The organism is Saccharopolyspora sp. NPDC003752 (assembly GCF_053605825.1).
The window spans coordinates 100,308-119,984 of sequence record NZ_JBSGJZ010000028.1 but is presented as its reverse complement, the minus strand read 5'-3'; the positions used below and the strand labels follow the sequence as shown (position 1 = coordinate 119,984).

The following is a 19,677-nucleotide window of genomic DNA, read 5'->3' as shown; positions in this document are numbered from 1 at the left end:
GTCCCACTTCCTCCAGGCATGCCCCAGCCGTCGCCACACACCAAACCAAGCGACCCTGTTCGTCCAATCCTTACTGAGATCACCTCAATGGAAATTGCGGCAGTCATCCACACCCTCCGGCGTGTCGTGCGCCCGACACGCCGGAGGGGTGCAGTTTCAATTGAAACTGCGGGACATCGGACTCCAGGACCTCAGCCTGCGGGATGTCAGGTGGCGGCGTTGCCGAGGGTCATCAACAACCGGTTGTCCCAGGTGAACATCGCCGAGACCGCGACGAGGTCGCGGACGTCGTCGGCGCTGAGACCGACGGCGTGCAGGCGGCGGATGCCGGCGGCGGTCAACGCCGCCGGGGTGGGGGCGAGGGCACCTGCGGTGTCGACGATGGCGCGCCGGCGCGGATCCGCCACCGCCGCCGGGCCCGCCTCCGCCAGCGCCACGGCGGTGATCTGGTCGCCCGACAACTGCACCTGGCGGCGGCCGTGCACCCCGGCGCAGTACTCGCAGCCGGTGATCAGCGACGTGGCGAGCGCGGCCAGCTCGCGATCGGCCGGGTCGAGCGCGCCGGAGCCGCTCATGATCGCGTTGTGCAGCGCGGTGCGCTCCGCCAACAACTCCGGATCGTGCCGCAGCGTCAAGTAGAACGGCGACCACTGCGCCCCGGCGGATTCCTCCGGCGCATCCGCCGGATCGACCCACGGAACCCAGCGCAGCGCCCGGAACGCGTCGGCGGGGGCGGGGAGTTCGCAGCCGTCGGCGGTGGCCCCGGCCTCGATGGTGTTCACCGGGCCGTCGGCGACCGGCCCGTCCCCGGCCTCCTCGACGAGCGACAACCCGAGCAGCAACCGGACCCGGTAGCTGACGTACGCGACGATCTGCGCCGCGGCCACCACCTGCGCGGAGCTGAACCCGTGCTCCCGCAGCGCGGTGATCTCGTCGAAACCCGCATCGGCCGGGTCCAGCGCGACCTGCTCGCAATGCGCGAGCAACGCTTGCAGCGCCTCCGGAAGTTCGGACCAGCGCTCGACGTCGAGGACCACCTCGGCGGCGCCGTCCCCGGCCAGCGAATCGAGCTGTTCGGCCAGCTCGTCCGCGTACTCCTGGTGTTCGTTGACCAGCGCGACGCGCAACGCGATCCGGGCCCGATCGGCGTGGCTGAGCACGGATTCGTCGGCCGGGCGCAGCACAGCGGCATCAACGCTCGCGGTCAACTCGCGCACGTCCGGCCGCAGCACGGCCAACGCCTCTTCGGTCCGGCTGACGCGCTCGCTGCCGACGATCGTCATAAGCATCCCATCCGCTAGAACGGCTTCTCCCGCAATAGTTTTCCATTGCGCGCTCCAGCGGTGATCCCGGGTTGTCAGCCGGGGAGGTTCAGCTGCCAGGAGACGCCGAAGCGGTCGTTCACCCAGCCGAACTTGGGGCTGAATCCGTAGGAGCCCAGCGGCATCAGCGCCGCGCCGCCCTCGACGAGCGCCGCGTAAGCGCCGTCGAGCTCGGCTTCCGTGCGGCAGTTGACGAACAGCGACATCGACGGCGTGAAGGTGAAGGCGTGCGACACGTGGCTGTCGATGCACATGAACTGCTGGCCGAGGATCGTGAACGTGGCGAGCTGCACGGTTCCCTCGTCGCCCGGACCGTCGGCGCCGTAGCGGTTGATGTCGAGGATCGCGCTGTCCTCGAACAGCGAGGTGTAGAAGTTCATCGCCTCCTCCGCCTTGCCCTCGAACATCAGGAACGTCGAGATCCGCGGGGAATCCGGGCTGGTCATCGTGGCTGCTCCTCGAATGCCGGTTTCGCGCCGCAATCTAACGTCCGCTCCGGCCACCCGCACGCCACGAGGAACGGTCAGCCGGCTTGCGGGACCGCCTGTCTGGCTGGTTCGCGGGCCGGGGCGAGCAGGGCCGCGACCACCAGGGCGCCGAGCGCGGTCACCGCCGCGATCGCCCAGAGCAGGACCTGCCAGGCGTCGCTCAGCTGGGCGGCCAGGAAGTCGTGCTGCGCGGCGGCCAGCTCGCCGGTCGCCACCTTCCCGGCCTGGTCGCCGACGCGGCTGGTCAGCAGGCTGATCAGCACCGAACCGAACAGCGCGAGCACCAGCGTCTGGGAGCCGCCGCGGATCGTGTTCAGCAGGCCCGCCGCCATGCCGGTCCGGGACTGGGCGACCTGGTTCATCGCCTGCGCGTCGATGAGGCCGGTGGCCAGGCCGATCCCGACGCCGACCGTCAGCAGCGGGCCGAGCAGCGCGCCCGCGCCGATCCCGGGGTGCAGCACGGTGAGCCAGGCGTTGCCCGCCGCGATCAGCAGCAGCCCGGCGGTGATCAGCGCGCGCGGCGAGACGCCCCGGTTGACCAGCCGCCCGCCGAGCAGCGGCATGAACAGCGTCGGCGCCGTCGACATCAGCATGATCAGCCCGGCGTCCCGCGCCGACATCCCGTTCGCGCCCTGCAGGAACGTGGGCAGGTACGACATCATCCCGCCGAAGCCCAGCACCATCACGACGCCCGAGGTGAGCCAGCCGACGAACCGCCGGTTACGCAGCAGGGTCAGGTCCAGCACCGGATGCGCGCTGCGCCGTTGGACGGCCGCGAACAGCGCCAGCAGCGCGGCGCCCGCGGCGAGCAGGCCCAGCACCAGCGGGCTCGTCCAGCCGGCCCGCGAGCTCTGGGTGATCGCGAACATCACCGAGGCGAGCCCGGCGATGAAGGTCACCGCGCCGCCCCAGTCCACCCGCGGGCGGCGGTCGGCCCGCGACTCGGCCATCGCGAAAGTGCCTGCCAGCAGGAGCATTCCGGCGGCCGCGAAGGTGCCGAACGTCGCGCGCCAGCCGAGCGCGCCGACCAGCCAGCCCGCCAGCGTCGGGCCGATCGCCATGCCCAGGCCCGCGGTCGTGCCCATCGCGGCGAACGCCCTGGTCCGCTCGGTCCCGGTGAACGTGGACGCGAGGATCGCGCCGCCGCCCGCCATCACGCCCGCCGCCCCGACGCCGGTGAGCGTGCGGGCCACGTCCAGCGCCAGGATTCCCGGCGTGAGCGCGGCGGCCAGGCTGCCGAGCGCGTAGACCGCGGCGCCGACCCGGTAGATCCGGCGCCTGCCGAACAGGTCCCCGGTCGAGCCGGCGACGAGCATGAACGACGAGGCGGTGAGGAAGTAGCCGGTCACCACCCACTGCAGGGCGCCGCCGGAGGCGTCGAGCGAGGCGCCGATCTGGGGCAGCGCCACGGTCGTGCCGGACATCGACATCGGTAGGACCAGGTAGCCCAGCAGCACGACCACCAGGGTGAGCTTGTTCTGCACGGGAGAGCTCCGGGGGATCACGCGGCGTACGGTTCGGTGGCGCGGGCGGCGCGCAGGGCGCGCGCCCACCAGGTGAGCTGGCCGAGCATGCCCTTGGCGGCCTCGTTGCAGCCCTCGTCGAGCGGGGCGCCGGTCTCGTCGAAGCGCTCCCAGGCGTTGTGGAAGCTGACCGTGTCGCGGACGGTCGTGGCGTGCAGTTCGGCGAAGACCAGCCGCAGCTGCTCGACGGCGCGCAGGCCGCCGCCCATCCCGCCGTAGGAGACGAAACCGACCGGCTTCGCCTGCCATTCCTCGCGGTAGAGGTCGATCGCGTGCTTCAGCACGGCCGGGAAGCTGTGGTTGTACTCGGGGGTCACGACGACGTAGGCGTCGGCGGCGGCCAGCCGCCCGCCGAGCTCGACGACCGGCCGGGCGCCGAAGTCGAGGGTGGCGGGCAGGTCGATCTCGGCCAGGTCGATGACGTCGACGTCGAGGCCGTCGAACTCCCGGGCCTGCCGGGTGAACCAGTTGCCGACGGTCGGGCCGAAGCGGCCTTCGCGGTTGGTCCCGATGATCACGGCCAGGCGCAGTGCGGACATCTTTCGCTCCTCGTGGATCGGCGTTCCGGTGGGCTCCGGAAGCGGGCGTGGTGGTAAAGTACAACATGTAATGCACTTAATGCAATGAACGTTGTACTTTGGCGGAAAGGGTATTGATGAGCAGGGAAAACGTCTCGCGTCGCGGGTCGGAGAAGCGCCGGGCGATCATCGACGGGGCCCGCGAGGTGTTCGGCCGGGACGGCTACGCGCGCGCCAGCATCGACACGATCGCCAAGGCGGCCGAGGTGTCGACCCGCACCATCTACAACCACTTCGCGGACAAGGGCGAGCTGTTCCGCGCGGTCATCCTGGAAAGCGCGGCGGCGGTCCGGGACGCGCAGCTGGCCGACCTCGACCGGCACCTCGGCAAGATCGTCGACCTGCGGTCGGACCTGATCGGCCTCGGGCGCGACTTCACCGCTGCGATGCCCGAGTTCGAGGCCCATTTCTTCCTGGTGCGGCAGATCAACGCCGACGTCGGGCACATCCCGGCGGAGGTCGTGGAGGAGTGGCAGGCGGCCGGCCCGAGGCAGGTGCAGGCCGATCTGGCCCGGCGGCTGGCCGAGCTGAATGACAAGGGGCTGCTGGAGATCGACGATCCGCAGCGGGCGGCGGTGCACTTCGTGCTCCTGGTCGCAGGGGAGGTGCAGAGCCTGACCTTCTGGGGCGCGCGCTCGATCGACGAGGACGAGGTCGAGGCCATCGTCGAGGCAGGCGTCGAGGTGTTCCTGCGCGCCTACGGCCCTCGGTAGGGCGAGCACATCCGGCGCCGCTGCACCGAGCGGTTCCGGTCTGAGCCGCCCACTGCCTCCGCGCTGGTGCCCGGGTCGATACGCTTTGAACATGGAGCGCGATCCGGTCGACAGCCTGCTGCCAGAACTGGCGGAGTGGGCCGATAAGCAGGCACAACCGGTGCAAGGGAACAGCAACGACGCCGAGATCCTGCTCCGGCTGCTGTACGAGCACGTCGGCCTGCCCGAACTCGGCGAACTGCGTCCGGACGATCTCGACGAGCTGCTGCTGGAGCAGTTCCCGGCCAAGGTCGCGGTCGAGGAGGACGAGGACCTGACCGAGGTCCTCGCGACGCTCCGCGAACTGCTGACCTTCGCCGGCGACACCGGCCGGATCGAGCCGGCGCTGGTGGACGACCTGCGGCGGAAGGTCGACGAGATCGAGCCGCGGTTCGCCGAGGTCGCGATGGCCCCGCCCGGCGAGCAGCCCTACGACCTCCGGGTGGAGCTCGGGCTGCCGGACCGGCTGCCGCCGCTGCGGTTGCCGTCGGACGAGGAGCTCGCCGCCGCGGCGCGGCAGAGCCCGCTGCTCGACCGGGCCCGGCGGCTGGCGGTCCGCACGGTCGCCTGCCCGATCACGGCCGGCGCGCTGAGCACCGCCGACGCCATCGCAGCCGCCGAGGCGCTCGGCTTCGCGGTTCCGGACGCGGTCGAGGGCATGGCGGACATCCCGGAGCTGGAGCGGCTGTGGGAGTGGGCGGCCGAGCTGGAATTCATCGGCCCCTCAACGGAAATCGTCGAGATCGGCCCCAGCGTCGACGACTGGCCGGACGGCGACGACCAAGCGGTGCTGGACGTCTGGGCGGACGCCTTGGGGCTGCTGCTGGAGGAGATCTTCCAGGACGAGTGCGCCGACCTCGACCTGGAGGACGTCGCCTACTACGCGATGGTGTCGCTGTTCCTGGCCCGCAGCGAAGGCGCGCCCGTCGCCGAGCTGCGCGACATGATCCGTGAGATCGCCGTGGACGAGACCACTTCCGGCGAAGCGTGGGACAACTGGGTCGCGACCTGCGGTGATCCGGCGGAACGGCTGCTGGCGGTCCTCGCCGACCTGGGTGCCGTGACGGTGGAAGGGGGCATCGCCCGCCTCACCCCGCTCGGCCAGTACACCTTCGGCGGCGCGTTGACCGACGGCGGCGTCGAGGTTCCGCTGCTGCCGCCGGTCGAGGAGATGGCCGCCTTCGACCTGGTGGACTTCGCCAAGGGCGCGACCGACGAGGAGCTGGACGCGGAAACCGACGCCTGGTTCCAGGCACGCGGAGCCGTCGCCGCCACCGACGACCTGCTGACCGCCGCCGCGGAAGGCGAGGCGGAAGACCGGATGATCGCGGTCTCCATCGCGGCGCCGCACGCCGCGACCGCGACGCAGCGGTGGCGGCAGGCGCTGGACGAGCCGATGCTCCGGCCTTACGCGAAGGTGACGCTGCACCAGCTGAATCCGTCCGAGGAGCTCGAATCGACGGCGGCCGACGCGGCGCGGTTGCTCACCGACATGCTCGCGGCCGCGATCGACTCGGTCGACCCGGAGGAGCTGCCCGACGTGCTCGCGGAGACAGTGCCCGCCGGGCAGGAGCCGGCGGTCTTCGAGGAGATGTGGCGCCTGGACCACCCGGACGTCCGCGAGGTCCTGGCCCTGATCGGCGCCCAGCACCCGGACAAGAAGATCGCCAAGGCGGCCCGCAAGGCGGGCTTCAAGATCGCCCCCGAGGAGTGACCCTCGGCCGGCTCCGGTGAGCGACGGGCCCGTGCGTGTTTTGTGTTGCTGCAGCAGCACAAACCACGCACGGGTCCTGACCGGCGTTACCCGGCGGCGGGAGCGGGGCGGTAGCACAGGCGGACCACGCCCGAGGGGAAGGTCGTCGTGTTGACGAGCTCCAGCCGGACGGGGCCGAGGTCGTCGAAGATCCGCGGCCCGGTCGCCCACAGGTAGGGGCTGACGTTGAACCAGAGCTCGTCGACGAGGTCGTGGGCGAGGAGGTCTCGGGTCAGCTCGCCGGCGGAGGGGGCGATCAGGTTGCCGTCGTGCTCGTCCTTGAGGCGGCGCACGCTCTCGGCGAGGTCGCCGTCGATCAGGGTGGCGTTCCACTCCAGCGGTCCGGTCAGCGACCGGGACGCGACGTACTTGGGCATGCCGTTCATCCGGGCCGCGTACGCCTCGAAGCCGGGGACGTCGGCGAGCTGGGGCCAGACGGCGGACAATCCCTCGAAGGTCTTGCGCCCGAGCACCATGGCGTCGGCCGCCTGCCACATCTCCAGCCCGGCCTGCATGCTGTCAGGATCGGTGACCAGCCACCCCTGCGGCTCGGGCGCCGGTGCTTCGAAGGCGCCGTTGACGGTCATGGCGACGTTGATGATCAGTCGTCCCACGAGGAGCTCCTAGCGTCGGTGTTGTCGGCGAGGGTCGCCGCGAGCTTGTCGAGGCACTGGCCGAAGCCGATCTCGATGCCTGCGATGAAGTCGGCGGAGTAGACGGTGCTGTCGGTGATCCGCCAGTGGGCGTCGAGCTCCGCGCCGGTGCCGGTGGGCCGGAGGCACAGGTCGACGTGCGCGGTGAAGGCGAAGCCGCCGTCGGGGAGCAGCGGGGAGAGCCGGTAGGTGAGGCGCTCACCGGGGCGCACGTCTTCGACGACTCCCTCCGCGCGCCCGGCGACCGGTTCCGAGTCGCCGGTGTCCTCGACGTCGCGGTACTCCTGGACGATCCGCCCGCCCGGTCGCGCCTCGAAGACGAGCTCGGAGACGCACAGGTCGTCGGGTACCCACCAGCGGGCGAGCAGCGCGGGATCGGTCAGGTGGCGCCAGACCAGCTCGGGACGCCCCGCCAGCGACCGGTGAAACCCGAACGAGCGTCCGTCGGCCCACCCCGAATCCCCGGCTGCGAGCCGTTCCGCGTCGAGGCTGGCCCCGTAGCGGTCGTAGGTCTCGCGCGGGCCACCGGCCTGGTCCGCGGCGTCGGCGAGCCGGTTCAGCGCGGCCGCCAGGTCGCGCAACGGGCCGGGCCGGAGCGCGTAGATGCGGCGCTGGCCGGTGCGCTGGGAGGTGACAATGCCGGCGCGCTCCAAGGTCTGCAGGTGCTTGGTCGTCTGCGGCTGGCGTGCCTCGGCGAGCTGGGCCAGGACGCCGACCGAGCGGGGCCGCTCGGCCAACAGGCTCACGAGCCGCCAGCGAGCCGGATCGGCCAGTGCGGCGAGGAGTGCTGCGTCCATGCGCAGAAGTATTCGCCGCGGGGAATGTTCGTGTCAAGGAATACTTCGCCGGCCCGTGCGTGGTTTGTGCTGTCATAGCAGCACAAAACACGCACGGGTCCTGACCAGCGAATACTCCGCGTTTAGGCGGCGGCGAGGAGGATCTTGCGGAAGTCGTCCGGGGCGTCGGCCACGATGTTGTGCCCGATCGGCAGCGACCGCACGTGCCACGCCGGATCGTTCCGCAGGCGCTCGTAGGTGGAGGCGAACGGGGTGTGCTCGAACTCGGAGCAGAACACGTACTCGCGGCGCGGAACCCGGTCCAGCGCGCCGGTGAGCCGGATGCCCTGCACCAGCGTGGCCAGCGGATGCGGCGTCGCGCGCGGGCTCAGCACCGGCAGCGGCGCGACCGAGAAGCCGTCGCCCGCCGAGCCGCCGATGTACCACTGGTGCCAGTGGTCGTCGGTCAGCGACATCACCGAATCGCCGTTCTGCGGCACGAAGGCGTCGACGTAGACCAGCGACGCGATCCGCTCCGGCACCCGGTCGGCGGCCCCGGTGATCACCATCCCGCCATAGCTGTGTCCGCACAGGACGACATCGCGCAGGTCCGCCTGCTCCAGCAGGCGCACCACGTCGTCGATGTGCGTGTCCAGGTTGACCGAGCCGGTCGGCGCGGCCTGCGGGCCGAGCCCGGTCAGCGTCACGGGGTACGCCCGGTGCCCCTCGTCGCGCAGCTCCGCGGCCAGCGGCTCGTACCACCATCCGCCGTGGCAGGCGCCGGGAACCAGCACGTAGATCGCCATGTCTCGTCTCCTTCGAGGTCGTCGTGACAACGACCCTAGGAGCCGTTTAGGACAGGATCTGTCCACATGGAAACCTTCTTCAGGTGTGAGTGAACGGCCTGTTCGCCTCGATAGGCGGCGCGAACGGGCCGTTCGCTCACGACGACGCGCCGAACCACCCCGGAACGTCGAGGCGGAACGTCTCCGCCGGCGTCATGCTGCGCAGGTCTGCTTCCAACTCCCGAAGTCGCTGCGCGCCAAGGGTTTTCGCCCACTGCGACCGGAGCGCCTCGAAGATCGTCGCCGAGCGGGCAAGCATGTCGACCCCTCGGTCGGTGAGCCGGATCAGCTTCCGCCGCGCATCCGCCGCGTCGTCTGCCCGCTCGACGTAGCCGAGGGTCGCCAGGCGGTCCACCGTCTTGCCCGCGGCCTGCTTGGAGATGCCGAGCCTGCGGCCCAGCTCGCTGGCCGTCGCGCCGTCGCGCCCGATCGCCTGCAGCGCGAATCCGTGCGCCGGGCGCACCTCGGGGTGTCCCTGCTCGGCCAGTTCGGCGTGCAGTTGGTCGATCAGCGAGCGGAACCCCGCGAACAGCAGCAGGGGCAGCTCGAATCCGTGCGATTCAGTCGTTGCCATATTCGACAACCTGGTTTACCTTTTCGACAACCATGTTGTCGATTCTAGGCGCCGGAGGGCGCCACCTGGAACGGGGGAACATGTTCACCGACCACACGGTGGAGTCCGCGCCCGCGGAGTCGCGGCGGTCCATGGAGGCCACCGCAAAGCGCCTCGGCCACCTGCCGGCGGCGATCGGGCGACTCGCCGAGTCGCCGCACCTGCTCGACGGATTCCTCAAGCTCAGCGCCATGTTCGAGGCGACCACGCTGGACCCGCTCGCCCGCGAGACCGTGATCCTCGCGATCGCCACCCGCAACGAGTGCCACCTCTGCGTCGCGATGCACACCGCCAAGCTGACCACCATGGGCGCGAGCCCCGGGACCATCGCCGCGCTGCGCGACGGAGAACCGCTGGACGATCCGCGCCTGGAAGCGATCCGGGAGTTCGCGGTCCAGGTGGTGGAGCGGGCCGGGGCGGTGGAACCCGAAGCGCTGCAAGCATTCCTGGCACACGGCTACACGACCCGCAACGCGCTCGAAGTGGTCCTCGGCATCGGCGCCTACACCATGTCCACGCTGGCGAACCGGCTGGTCGAAGCGCCGCTCGACGAGTGGCTCGAACCCTTCGCCTGGCCGGGGCTCAGCGGGTCAGCAGTGAGGTGACCTTCACCGCGGTGCTGTTGATCCACACGTCCGAGTACTCCACGGCCTGGCCGTCGCGGGTGTAGGTCACCTGCTCCAGGTACAGCAACGGCGCGCCCGCCGGGACCTCCAGGGCCTCCGCGACGTCCTCGCGGGCGGGTTCGGCGCTGAAGGTCCGCCGGCCCTCGGCGACCGGCAGGCCGTAGGACTCCTCCAGCACGTCGAACAGCGAATGCCGCTCGAAGTCGACCTTCTCGATGCCGGGGCAGAGGTCCGCGCGCACCCAGTTGACCAGGTACGCGAGCGGCCCCTGCGCGCCCCGGAAGATCCGGACCAGCTTGAGCCCGGGAGTGCCGGGCGGCGCGCCGAGGAGGGCCTGCACGGTCATCTGCAGGCCCTCCAACCGGGCGCCGATCACCTGGACGTCCAGCGCGAACCCCTGCGCGCGGAAGTCCTCGGACAGCGAGTGCAGCCGCTGCGCGATCCGCGGCTCCAGCACGCCCGCGGTGACGAACGTGCCGCGGCCGCGGGTCTGCGTCAGCAGCCCCTCCTCGATGAGGACGGCCAGCGCCTTCCGCAACGTTCCGCGGCTGACCCCCAGCTGCTCCGCGAGCGCGGGCTCCGGCGGCAGCTTGTAGTGCGCCGGCCACTGTCCACTGAGGATGTCATCGCGGAACACCGCCGCGATCTGCACGTGCAGGGGCTCGGGTGCGTCGCGCGAGATGCGCGACGCGTCGGTCTCCGTCACCTGACCCCCCGGTGTTGCGCGCCTTCGACGATCACGACTCAGTATGACGAAGCGGCTTCGCCGCCCGTGACGATCGCGATGCCGGCGCTGGTGCCCAGCAGCGACGCGCCCGCGTCGAGCAGCGAAACCGCCTGCTCGACGGTCTTGATCCCGCCCGAGGCCTTGACCGCGACGCCCGGCCGGGCGCGTTCGACCAGGTAGGCGATGCTGTCCGGGTTGGCGATCTCGACCGCCCCGCTGCTGGCGTTCTTCAGGTAGGCCGCCCCGGCGTCCATCGCCAGCTCGACCGCGCGCTCCCGCTCGGCCGCGGTGAACTTCGGCAGCTCCAGCATGACCTTCACGGGAATCCCGGCGGCTTCGACCACGGCGGCGATGTCGTCCCGGAACTCCTGCTCCATGCCGCTGCGCAGCCAGCCGACCTGCACGCCCATGTCCAGCTGGTCGGCGCCGGCCTCGGCGATGGCACGAGCCTCGGCGGCCTTGCCGGCGGAGGTCATCGAGCCGACGGTGGGGAAGTCCAGGGCGCTGGCGACCTGCACGCCGGTGCCGCGCAGCCGCTCGGCGACCAGCGGAACCCACGACGCCGGGACCATCGCGGCGTTGAAGCCGAAGCGCACGGCCTCCTCGCAGTGCCGGATCATGTCGTCGCGCGTGATGCCGATGTCGATGGCGGTGTGCTGGATGAACGGTGCGAGGGAAGCCGGTCGGTCGGCCGAGTAACTGGGCACGTCGATCACCTTTCGTCGAGATCTTCGGAGTGGGGCAGGCCGGGGATCACCTCGTGGTGGGCGACGGCGAACGCCCCGGCAGCGGCGGCGTAGCGGGCGGCGCGGCGCAGGTCCCAGCCGCGGCACCACGCGACGGCGAAGGCGGCGTTGAACGCGTCGCCCGCGCCGGTGGTGTCCACGACGCGAGCCGCCCGGACCGGCGGGATGTGCGTGCGATCGGTGCCGTCGTCCACGTAGGCGCCGTCGGTTCCGCAGGTCAGCGCGATGGTCGAGGAGAACCGCTCGCGCAGCGCGTCCAGCAGGGCGTCCGGGTCGGTGGTGTCCAGGCCGGTCAGCACCTGGGCCTCGGTGAGGTTCGGGGTGAGGAGGTCGACCAGGTCCGCGGCGTCCTGCGGCAGGTCGCGGGCCGGAGCCGGGTTGAACAGCACCCGGGTGCCGCGGTCGGCGGCGGTCCGCACCGCGGAAACGACCACGTCGGCGGGGATCTCGTTGCAGACCATCAGCAGGTCGGCGGCGGCGATGACGTCGGCGAAGCCGTCGACGTGCGCCGGGCGGAGCAGGTCGAGTGCGCCGGGCGCGACGATGATCCGGTTCTCGCCGTCGTCTTCGACGAGGATCACGCCGGTCATGGTCGACGCGTCGACGGTGACGACGGCGCTCGCGTCCACGCCCTCGTGCCGCCACAGCTCGCGGCCCTGCGCGCCGAGCACGTCGTCGCCGATCGCGGTCAGCAGTGAGACTTCCGCGCCCAGCCGCGCGACGCCGATGGCCTGGTTCGACCCCTTGCCGCCGGGGCCGAGCGAGAAGGCGGCCCCGCCGAGCGTCTCCCCGCGCCCCGGCATCCGGCTGGTGCGCATGGTCATTCCCGTGCCGTAGCTGCCGACAACCGCGATCCGCATGACACCTCCCTGGTATGTACAAAAGTGTACATATGTGAGTCCGGTAGGCCCCGATTGACGCGTCAACAGGGCAGACTTACAGTACATCCGGCTTTGCCAAGTGAACAAAGACGTGAACAATGGCCGCACTGGAGACGTCATGCCTGAGCGCATCCCACTGGTGATCGACACCGACACGGCGCAGGACGACTGCATCGCCCTGCTCGCGGGCCTGCTCGACCCCCGAGCCGACCTGCGCGCCGTGACGATGGTCGCCGGCAACGTCGACTTCGGCCACCAGGTCCGCAACGCCTACCTGACCTGCAACGTCGCCGGACGGCTCGGCGAGGTCCCGATCCACCTCGGCTGCCGCCGCCCGATGGTCCGGGCGTGGGAGAGCGCGGAGAACGTGCACGGCGACGGCGCGGGCGGCCTGGCGATGGACATGACGGACTGCGACCCGGAGCCCGAGCACGGGGTGGACGCGCTGATCCGGCTGGCCGCGGAGAACCCCGGCGAGCTGTCGATCGTCGCGATCGGCCCGCTGACCAACATCGCGACGGCCGTCGTGAAGGACCCGGACTTCGTCCGGAACGTCAAAACCCTCTACGTGATGGGCGGTTCCAACAACGCCCGAGGCAACATCACCGCGGCGGCGGAGTTCAACTTCTACGTCGACCCGGAGGCGGCCAAGACGGTGTTCGCGGCGGGCTTCGAGATCGTCGTGGTCCCGTGGGCGCCGCTCACCCTGGACCAGGCGGTGTTCGCGCAGCCGGCGCTGGACGAGATCGCGGCGCTGGGCACCCCGCTGTCGGACTTCTTCACCCGGGTCTGCGCGGCGACGCTGGATTTCGACCGCAGCGTCGGCATCGACGGAACCACCCACCCCGACTCGCTGACGGCGGCGGTCCTCCTGCACCCCGAGCTGATCCGCAGCAGCGCCCGCTACCACGTCGACGTGGAGACGGCGGGCGAGCTGACCCGCGGCTACGCGGCGATGTCCTGGGGAGTCCACGGCCTGGAGGCGAACGCGACGGTCGTCGAGGAGATCGACGCCGAAGCGTTCTTCGACTACATCAAGGGCCTGCTGGCCACGAAGACCACCCCGGCCCGCGAAATCGCCTGACCACCCGGGCTTCACGAGCGAGAGCGCTGAGATGACTGCAACTGCCCCGCCGCGCGTCGCGGCCCGCCCGCCACTGGTCCTCACGGCCCTGCTGGTGGCGGTGGCCAGCTTCCAGATGAACGCGACCATGCTGTCGCCGGCCATCGACAACATGGCGACGTCGTTGAACACGGACGTCGGCACGATCGGCCTGACCGCGACGGTGTTCCTGTTCGTGGCGGGCCTGGCGGGCGTGGTGCTGCCCCGCTACAGCGACATCATCGGTCGCCGCCGCGCGCTGTTCGGTTCGATCGCGGTGATGGCGGCGGGCAGCCTGATCGCGACGATCGCGCCGAACGTCGAGCTGCTGATGGTCGGCCGAGCCCTGCAAGGTGCCTGCGGCGCAACGATTTCCCTCGGCATCCTGACGCTGCGCGACATCCTGCCGACCAAGCAGTTCGGCCGCTACCTGGGCATCCTGACGGCGGTGAACAGCGGCGTCGCGGGCGTCGACACGCTGCTGGGCGGAGTCATCACGGACACGATCGGCTTCCGGGGCATCTTCGGCTTCACCTTCGCTCTGGAGGTGATCGCGGTGGTGATGATCGGCGCCTGGGTTCCGGACTCGGAGCGCACGGGCACCCGCATGGACTGGAAGGGCGCGGCGGTGATCTGCCTGGCCCTGCTGGGCCTGAACGCCTGGCTCTCGCTCGGCCCGACGGTGGGCTGGTTCGCCCCGTGGCCGCTGGCGTGCCTGGCGGCGGGCGTGGTGCTCCTGGTGGTGTTCTGGCTGGTGGAACGCGGTCAGTCCGACCCGCTCCTGCCACTGCCGGCCCTGCGCAGCCGAGGTGTCTGGGGCCTGCTGGTGACGACGTTCTGCACGATGGCGTCGATCTTCGCGGTCCTGACGTTCGTGTACCCGACGCTGGCCCAGAACGCGGCGGCGGGCTTCGGCTACGACGGCACGACGACGGCGCTGATGTTCCTGATGCCCTACGCCCTGGCGGGCTGGATCCTGGCGCCCCTGGCGGGAACCCTGGCACCGAAGATCGGCTACCGGAAGATGCTGAGAATCGGCCTGGTGGGAAACCTGGCACTGATCGCGGCAACGGTGTTCGCGGTGAAGTCCCCATGGCTCCTGTTCGCGCTGGTAGCGCTGATGGGAGTGTCCTACGCGGCATGCGCGGCAACGGCCCTGAACGGAATGGGAGTGATCTACGCACCCGAGGAGTCCCCAGGAATCCTCCCCGGCCTGAACGCAACAATGTTCAACCTCGGAGCCTCGGTAGGCATCGGAGTCCTATCGGGCCTCGTGTCCCAGGGAACCCCTGAAGGCGCAACGAACCCGACAGGCTTCACAACGGCCCTGGTGGTCGCGACGGCGATCTCGGCGGTGGCGCTGCTGGCGTCCTTCGTGCTCCCGGGCAAGGCGGGCACAGCGGAGAAGGTCTGAGTACGGGAGCAGACGAGCCCCACCGCGGACGCGACTTTTCTTCGGATTTCGCTATCGGATAAGAGCCTCACTCACTAGGGTGGCGACGGTGGGCATCCTTGATGTGTCGCGAGACGCGGTTCTCGCTGCGATGGCTGAGCATGACAGTCTCGGCGATGAGGGGTTCTGTGCCAAGTACGACGTGGAGATGCCGAATCGGCTAGTGCTAACTGATGGCAGACGAGCATACGACTGCACGGCGATCTTCTCGGCTGCCCACCGTTTGGTAACTGGTGATCCGCGGTCGATTACTGTAGTCGAGAGTAGCCGTGCCGAAGCTAAGATCATCGAGATATTTGCTTCGTACGGTCTGGATGTAATGGATTTGCGGGCTGCGCTGAAGCCTGAAGACCAGTCCAGATTTGGTGAAGTTCCCGGATTTTCAGAGGGTTCCACTTTTAGTCGACGCAAGGATGCGCACGCTGCCGGAGTTCACCGCGCGGGACAGGACGGTATCGTTGGTCGGGCCAAGATTGGCGCGGAATCAATTGTTCTTTCGGGTGGATATGAAGACGACATAGATCTTGGCGATGAAATTCTGTACACAGGTCGTGGCGGTCAAGACGAGCGCAAGAAGCAAGTAGATGACCAAAGCTTCAGTGACCACAAGAACGCCGCCCTGCTTGTCAGCATGATTCGCAAGCTCCCGGTCAGGGTCATTCGAGGTGCGCGCCACAAGTCGCCCTTCTCGCCAGCCAGCGGGTATCGCTACGATGGCTTGTTTCGTGTTGTCGACGCATGGCGGGAGGGCGGCAAGGATGGTTTCCAGATCTGTCGCTACCTTCTGAAAAAGATCGATGTAAGTTCTCCGGCTGGATCGGAAGTTTCGTCGGGCGCGGACGAGTCGCCAAGTCTGCCGAGTGGCAATAAGCGTCCAAGTAGGCGTCGAGTGGCCCAGGATCGTATCGTCAGGTCAACCGAAGTTGCCGAGTTTATAAAGAATATCTATGACTGCACTTGTCAGATTTGCGGAACGCGGCTATCAGTGGGCGACCGAGGCTATGCCGAAGGGGCGCACATTAAGCCCCTTGGATCGCGCCACAAGGGCCCGGACACGGTTCCCAACATTCTGTGTTTGTGCCCGAATTGTCACGTCCTTTTTGACTTTGGGGCACTTCGAATTGCGGACGATCTAACGGTCCTAGGGGGTGGCGGCGAGCTCTCGCTCCGGCGACACGAAGTGCATTTTATTGATCGAGAGTTTCTTGCCTACCATAGATCAATTTTCTCCCAGAAGTAGTCGCAGCTAACGGGGTTTCGGTGCATCTTGCGCGGGTTTTGGCCGGTGGCCGGGCGCGTGGGGAGGGGGTTGCGTCGCGCGCCCGGCCACCGGGGTGGGCCGGTGCGGATGGGGTCGGGGATGGGTGCCGCACCGGCCCGGCTTGAGCTTCGTGAGTGTTGGTTCCGGTAAGAACTGGAGTGAGCGCTCACGAGCGGTTACGGGCGCAGGTGGTGGCGTCCGGTGGGTTCGTCGGGGTCGGTGGCGGGGAAACCTGGTGGTATGCGGGGATGTTCGCGTTCCGGCCCGTGCTCGTCTGCCGCTTCGCGGGTTTCGGCTTCGATGTCGGCTATGAGGTGCCAGACCGTGTAGGCGCCTTCGCCGCCTCCGGCGTGCTGGCCTGTGGTGAAGGCGATGGCTCGGGCGGGGATCTGGGTGGTGAGCATGGCGAGGATCAGCAGGTTGAACAGGACGAACGTGCTGAGCTGAATCCAGAACATGTTTTTCTCCCTATTGTTGATGTTTCCGCTGGTCAGTGGTCGTGAGTGGTTGTGGCTGCTCTAGCGGCCACAGCCACTCGCGACCACCTGGCGGTGATCTGTCGCCAGCAGTGCATGCAGGTGTCTTCGCGGATCCAGTCCACTTCGGAGCGGTCGTGCAGCTCTGCTGCGTCCGCTTCTGCTCCGCAGAACGCCACCACCGGCTTTCCGGTAGGGGTTTTCGTTGCTGTGATGGGGAAAGCGTGGCGGCCTCCCGTGACCGGGCGCCAGATGTAGGTCAAGTAGTCGGACATCGAAGCCTCCTTGGTGGTTCTCAGAATTTATCGGCAGTTTCTGAAACTGATCTATTCCCGTTTTGGGTGAACCAGCGACCCGAGCGGACGATCTAGGCTGCTCAGCATGAATGGCAGTGCTCGCGCACGAGGCTTGGGAGCCGAACTGCGACAGCTCCGGAACGGGAGCGGCTACAAGCAGGAGGAGGTCGCGAAGCGACTCGGCCTGTCCAAGGCGACGATGAGTCGCATCGAGAGCGGCGCGAAGGCAGTCACCGAAGCTGACGTGTCCGCGATCCTCGCCATACTCGGCGTGACAGGTGAGGACCGTAACCGCCTACTGAAGCTTGTGCGCGAACAGGATCAGCCCGGCTGGTGGGAGACCGGTGTTCCGGGCTTGCCGAAGCAGCTCACCGGCTTGCTGGAGTTCGAGCGTGACGCAAGCCAGATCGGCTGTCTCGGCATGGTCCTGGTTCCAGGACTGCTGCAAACGAGTGACTACGTGCGCGCCGTAATGCGCGGCAGCGGTGTCGACGCTGCCGACATCGAGGCGCGCGTTGCTATTCGCATTGGACGACAGGAGATTCTCACCAAGCCCACTCCTGTCGTGTTCCACGCTCTCATCGACGCAAGCGTGCTTCGGCGAGTTGTCGGAGGGCCGCGCGTGATGGCGGAACAACTGCGCCACATCTTGAAGATGGCCAGGCGTCGAAACGTGACCATCCAAGTCATCCCGGAAGAAGTCGCAACCCATCCTGGGCTCGAAGGCTCCTTCGTCCTGCTTGAGTTCCCGAAGGCCCGCTCGATCGTCCACCTGGAGCAGCGCAGGCTGGGCGCGTTCCTGGACGAGCCCGCTGACGTTGCCGATTACGAGAAAGTGCTGGATACACTCCAACGGGTGGCGTTGAGTCCTGCAGATTCGGCGAAGCTGATCGCAACGCGGGCTGACGAGCTAGAGGGGTGAGAGTCATGGCGTTCCAGACCTGGCGGAAGTCCAGCCACAGCGCGAGCCAGTCGGACTGCGTCGAGGTCGGCACCGGCACCGACGTGGTCGGGGTGCGGGATACCAAGGACCGGGACGGGGGGACGTTGGTCTTCCAGCCGCAGGCCTGGGGATCTTTCCTGACCGCCGTCAAGGCGGAGCGCTTCGGCTGAACCGTGGGCAGCAGATTTTGTCGGGGTCAGGGACTCAAAGGATCGAGGCGGGGCCGTGCTGGTGTTCGGGCTGTCGCAGTGGTCGGCGCTCGTCTCGGCGTTGAGGACTATGAACCTGGCTTGTGACGGTGTCGAGCGAAGGGCCAGGCGTGGAGGCTGAGCGGCGAGCACGTTGATGTCGTTTTTCCGCTAGCGTCGGGTCGCTGCCGCCGTGATGCTGGTTTGTATGCATGAGGATGTGGGGCGGTGTGTTCGGGCCGTTCAGTCGAAGGACTCTCGGTTCGACGGGTGGTTCTTCACCGCCGTGATCAGCACCGGGATCTACTGCCGGCCCAGCTGTCCGGTGGTGCCTCCCAAGGTGGAGAACATGCGGTTCTACCCGAGCGCCGCCGCCGCTCAGCAGGCCGGGTTCCGCGCCTGCAAGCGGTGCCGGCCGGATGCCAGCCCCGGCTCGCCGCAGTGGAACGAGCGGGCCGACCTGGTTGGCCGGGCGATGCGGTTGATCGCTGATGGCGTCGTCGACCGGGAAGGCGTTCCCGGGCTCGCCGCGCGGCTGGGGTACAGCGTGCGGCAGATCCAGCGGCAGCTGCTGGCCGAGCTCGGGGCCGGGCCACTTGCGCTGGCCAGGGCGCAGCGCGCGCAGACAGCGCGGCTGCTGATCGAGACTACGTCTGTGCCCATGAGCGATGTCGCGTTCGCCGCTGGTTTCGCCAGCGTGCGGACGTTCAACGACACCGTGCGCGAGGTCTTCGGGCTCGTCCCGACCGAGTTGCGGGCGCGCGCTTCGAAGCGGCAACCGGCCGCCGCCGGATCGTTGGTGTTGCGGTTGCCGTTCCGGGCGCCGTTGTGCCCGGACAACCTCTTCGGGCATCTCGCCGCCACCGCCGTGCCCGGGGTCGAGGAGTGGCGCGACGGGGCTTATCGCCGCACCTTGCGCCTGCCGCACGGGCACGGCGTCGTCACGCTCCGGCCGCAGCCCGAGTACATCGACTGCCGGCTGACCCTGACCGATCTGCGGGATCTGTCGGCCGCCATCACCCGATGCCGCTGGCTGCTCGACCTCGACGCCGATCCGGTCGCCGTCGACGATCTCCTGCGCGCGGATCCGGTGCTCGCGCCGCTGGTCGAGAAGGAGCCGGGGCGGCGGGTGCCGCGGACCGTCGACGCCGCCGAGTTCGCGGTGCGGGCCGTGCTCGGGCAGCAGGTTTCCACCGCTGCGGCCCGGACGCACGCCGCGCGGCTGGTCACCGCCCACGGCGAGCCCGTCGACGACCCGGCGGGCGGGCTGACTCACCTCTTCCCGGACGCGGCGGCGCTGGCCGAGCTCGACCCGGAGACGCTTGCCTTCCCGCAGTCGCGGCGGAAGACGATCACCACTCTGATCGGCGCCCTGGCCGCCGGCGGCATCGACCTGAGCGTCGGCAGCGACTGGCACCGGACCCGCGCCCAGCTCGCCGAGCTGCCGGGTTTCGGCCCGTGGACCGTCGAGACGGTCGCCATGCGCGCCCTCGGCGATCCCGATGCCTTCGTGCCCACCGACCTCGGCATCCGGTACGCCGCCCGTAACCTGGGGCTGCCCTCGACGCCCGCGGCGCTGACCCGGCATGCGGCCGCTTGGCGCCCCTGGCGCGCATACGCCGTGCAATACCTGTGGGCGACCGGCAACCACGCGATCAACCGGCTTCCCGCCTGA

Annotated in this window: 22 protein-coding genes and 1 pseudogene; 10 read left to right on the top strand and 13 right to left on the bottom strand. The window is 69.1% G+C overall.

All coding sequences use genetic code 11. The features are described from left to right. Positions 1 to 206: 206 nt before the first annotated feature. The 4 genes from ACWEV3_RS30350 to ACWEV3_RS30335 form a co-directional block, all read right to left on the bottom strand. Positions 207 to 1,283, bottom strand: coding sequence for a peroxidase-related enzyme (locus ACWEV3_RS30350; protein WP_452617146.1), 1,077 nt, complete (start codon positions 1,281 to 1,283; stop codon positions 207 to 209). A 74-nt stretch (positions 1,284 to 1,357) separates the two neighbouring features. Further along, a complete protein-coding gene (locus ACWEV3_RS30345) occupies positions 1,358 to 1,768 on the bottom strand; it encodes a VOC family protein (RefSeq protein ID WP_452617145.1) in 411 nt (136 codons plus the stop codon). Between the two features lie 77 nt (positions 1,769 to 1,845). Continuing rightward, the gene (locus ACWEV3_RS30340; protein WP_452617144.1) at positions 1,846 to 3,294 is read right to left on the bottom strand and encodes an MFS transporter; all 1,449 of its coding nucleotides are present in this window, start codon (positions 3,292 to 3,294) and stop codon (positions 1,846 to 1,848) included. A 17-nt stretch (positions 3,295 to 3,311) separates the two neighbouring features. Next, positions 3,312 to 3,872 carry an NADPH-dependent FMN reductase gene (locus ACWEV3_RS30335; protein ID WP_452617143.1) on the bottom strand — a complete coding sequence of 187 codons (561 nt, stop codon included), beginning with the start codon at positions 3,870 to 3,872 and terminating at the stop codon, positions 3,312 to 3,314. 116 nt (positions 3,873 to 3,988) lie between these two features. Between ACWEV3_RS30335 and ACWEV3_RS30330 the strand changes: the two genes are divergently transcribed. Together ACWEV3_RS30330 and ACWEV3_RS30325 are read left to right on the top strand one after the other, a co-directional pair. After that, positions 3,989 to 4,624 carry a TetR/AcrR family transcriptional regulator gene (locus ACWEV3_RS30330; RefSeq protein ID WP_452617142.1) on the top strand — a complete coding sequence of 212 codons (636 nt, stop codon included), beginning with the start codon at positions 3,989 to 3,991 and terminating at the stop codon, positions 4,622 to 4,624. A 91-nt stretch (positions 4,625 to 4,715) separates the two neighbouring features. Then, a complete protein-coding gene (locus ACWEV3_RS30325; protein ID WP_452617141.1) occupies positions 4,716 to 6,377 on the top strand; it encodes a hypothetical protein in 1,662 nt (553 codons plus the stop codon). Between the two features lie 86 nt (positions 6,378 to 6,463). Here ACWEV3_RS30325 and ACWEV3_RS30320 read toward each other — a convergent pair whose 3' ends face one another. The 4 genes from ACWEV3_RS30320 to ACWEV3_RS30305 form a co-directional block, all read right to left on the bottom strand. Beyond that, positions 6,464 to 7,030, bottom strand: a complete 567-nt coding sequence (locus ACWEV3_RS30320) for a dihydrofolate reductase family protein (protein WP_452617140.1) — start codon at positions 7,028 to 7,030, stop codon at positions 6,464 to 6,466. Next, positions 7,018 to 7,866 (bottom strand): metalloregulator ArsR/SmtB family transcription factor, encoded by an 849-nt coding sequence (locus ACWEV3_RS30315; RefSeq protein WP_452617139.1) that lies wholly within the window; start codon positions 7,864 to 7,866, stop codon positions 7,018 to 7,020. The genes ACWEV3_RS30320 and ACWEV3_RS30315 overlap by 13 nt, the downstream gene beginning before the upstream one ends. Positions 7,867 to 7,988: 122 nt before the next feature. After that, on the bottom strand, positions 7,989 to 8,651 hold the full coding sequence (locus ACWEV3_RS30310; RefSeq protein WP_452617138.1) for an alpha/beta fold hydrolase: 663 nt from the start codon (positions 8,649 to 8,651) through the stop codon (positions 7,989 to 7,991). 136 nt (positions 8,652 to 8,787) lie between these two features. Next, positions 8,788 to 9,264 carry a MarR family winged helix-turn-helix transcriptional regulator gene (locus ACWEV3_RS30305; protein ID WP_452617137.1) on the bottom strand — a complete coding sequence of 159 codons (477 nt, stop codon included), beginning with the start codon at positions 9,262 to 9,264 and terminating at the stop codon, positions 8,788 to 8,790. A gap of 80 nt (positions 9,265 to 9,344) precedes the next feature. Here ACWEV3_RS30305 and ACWEV3_RS30300 point away from each other — a divergent pair, with 80 nt between their 5' ends. Then, the gene (locus tag ACWEV3_RS30300; RefSeq protein ID WP_452617136.1) at positions 9,345 to 9,908 is read left to right on the top strand and encodes a carboxymuconolactone decarboxylase family protein; all 564 of its coding nucleotides are present in this window, start codon (positions 9,345 to 9,347) and stop codon (positions 9,906 to 9,908) included. Here ACWEV3_RS30300 and ACWEV3_RS30295 read toward each other — a convergent pair. Genes ACWEV3_RS30295 through ACWEV3_RS30285 form a run of 3 tightly spaced genes read right to left on the bottom strand, consistent with a single transcriptional unit; the run spans position 9,886 to position 12,262 of the window. Continuing rightward, the gene (locus ACWEV3_RS30295; RefSeq protein ID WP_452617135.1) at positions 9,886 to 10,635 is read right to left on the bottom strand and encodes a GntR family transcriptional regulator; all 750 of its coding nucleotides are present in this window, start codon (positions 10,633 to 10,635) and stop codon (positions 9,886 to 9,888) included. The two genes, ACWEV3_RS30300 and ACWEV3_RS30295, sit on opposite strands and share 23 nt — an antisense overlap. A gap of 38 nt (positions 10,636 to 10,673) precedes the next feature. Further along, entirely contained in the window at positions 10,674 to 11,363 is a 690-nt protein-coding gene (gene deoC, locus ACWEV3_RS30290; protein WP_452617134.1) for a deoxyribose-phosphate aldolase, read from the bottom strand. A 5-nt stretch (positions 11,364 to 11,368) separates the two neighbouring features. After that, complete coding sequence (locus ACWEV3_RS30285) at positions 11,369 to 12,262, bottom strand: ribokinase (protein ID WP_452617133.1); 894 nt, start codon at positions 12,260 to 12,262, stop codon at positions 11,369 to 11,371. Between the two features lie 139 nt (positions 12,263 to 12,401). Between ACWEV3_RS30285 and ACWEV3_RS30280 the strand changes: the two genes are divergently transcribed. From ACWEV3_RS30280 to ACWEV3_RS30270, 3 genes are all read left to right on the top strand, one after another. Continuing rightward, positions 12,402 to 13,367: a nucleoside hydrolase gene (locus ACWEV3_RS30280; RefSeq protein WP_452617132.1), complete on the top strand. Its 966-nt coding sequence runs from the start codon at positions 12,402 to 12,404 to the stop codon at positions 13,365 to 13,367. 31 nt (positions 13,368 to 13,398) lie between these two features. Next, a complete protein-coding gene (locus ACWEV3_RS30275; RefSeq protein WP_452617131.1) occupies positions 13,399 to 14,799 on the top strand; it encodes an MFS transporter in 1,401 nt (466 codons plus the stop codon). 88 nt (positions 14,800 to 14,887) lie between these two features. Beyond that, complete coding sequence (locus tag ACWEV3_RS30270; protein WP_452617130.1) at positions 14,888 to 16,078, top strand: YDG/SRA domain-containing protein; 1,191 nt, start codon at positions 14,888 to 14,890, stop codon at positions 16,076 to 16,078. A 197-nt stretch (positions 16,079 to 16,275) separates the two neighbouring features. Here ACWEV3_RS30270 and ACWEV3_RS30265 read toward each other — a convergent pair whose 3' ends face one another. Both ACWEV3_RS30265 and ACWEV3_RS30260 read right to left on the bottom strand, forming a co-directional pair. Beyond that, positions 16,276 to 16,557 (bottom strand): hypothetical protein, encoded by a 282-nt coding sequence (locus ACWEV3_RS30265; RefSeq protein WP_452617129.1) that lies wholly within the window; start codon positions 16,555 to 16,557, stop codon positions 16,276 to 16,278. 32 nt (positions 16,558 to 16,589) lie between these two features. Then, positions 16,590 to 16,850, bottom strand: coding sequence for a zinc finger protein (locus ACWEV3_RS30260; protein WP_452617128.1), 261 nt, complete (start codon positions 16,848 to 16,850; stop codon positions 16,590 to 16,592). 106 nt (positions 16,851 to 16,956) lie between these two features. Between ACWEV3_RS30260 and ACWEV3_RS30255 the strand changes: the two genes are divergently transcribed. From ACWEV3_RS30255 to ACWEV3_RS30240, 4 genes and pseudogenes are all read left to right on the top strand, one after another. Next, positions 16,957 to 17,793, top strand: coding sequence for a helix-turn-helix domain-containing protein (locus tag ACWEV3_RS30255; protein ID WP_452617127.1), 837 nt, complete (start codon positions 16,957 to 16,959; stop codon positions 17,791 to 17,793). Between the two features lie 5 nt (positions 17,794 to 17,798). Further along, a complete protein-coding gene (locus ACWEV3_RS30250; protein WP_452617126.1) occupies positions 17,799 to 17,984 on the top strand; it encodes a DUF397 domain-containing protein in 186 nt (61 codons plus the stop codon). Between the two features lie 13 nt (positions 17,985 to 17,997). Beyond that, positions 17,998 to 18,144 (top strand): annotated as a pseudogene (locus tag ACWEV3_RS30245) (DUF397 domain-containing protein); the annotation flags it as partial. Between the two features lie 66 nt (positions 18,145 to 18,210). Next, a complete protein-coding gene (locus ACWEV3_RS30240) occupies positions 18,211 to 19,677 on the top strand; it encodes an AlkA N-terminal domain-containing protein (RefSeq protein WP_452617125.1) in 1,467 nt (488 codons plus the stop codon).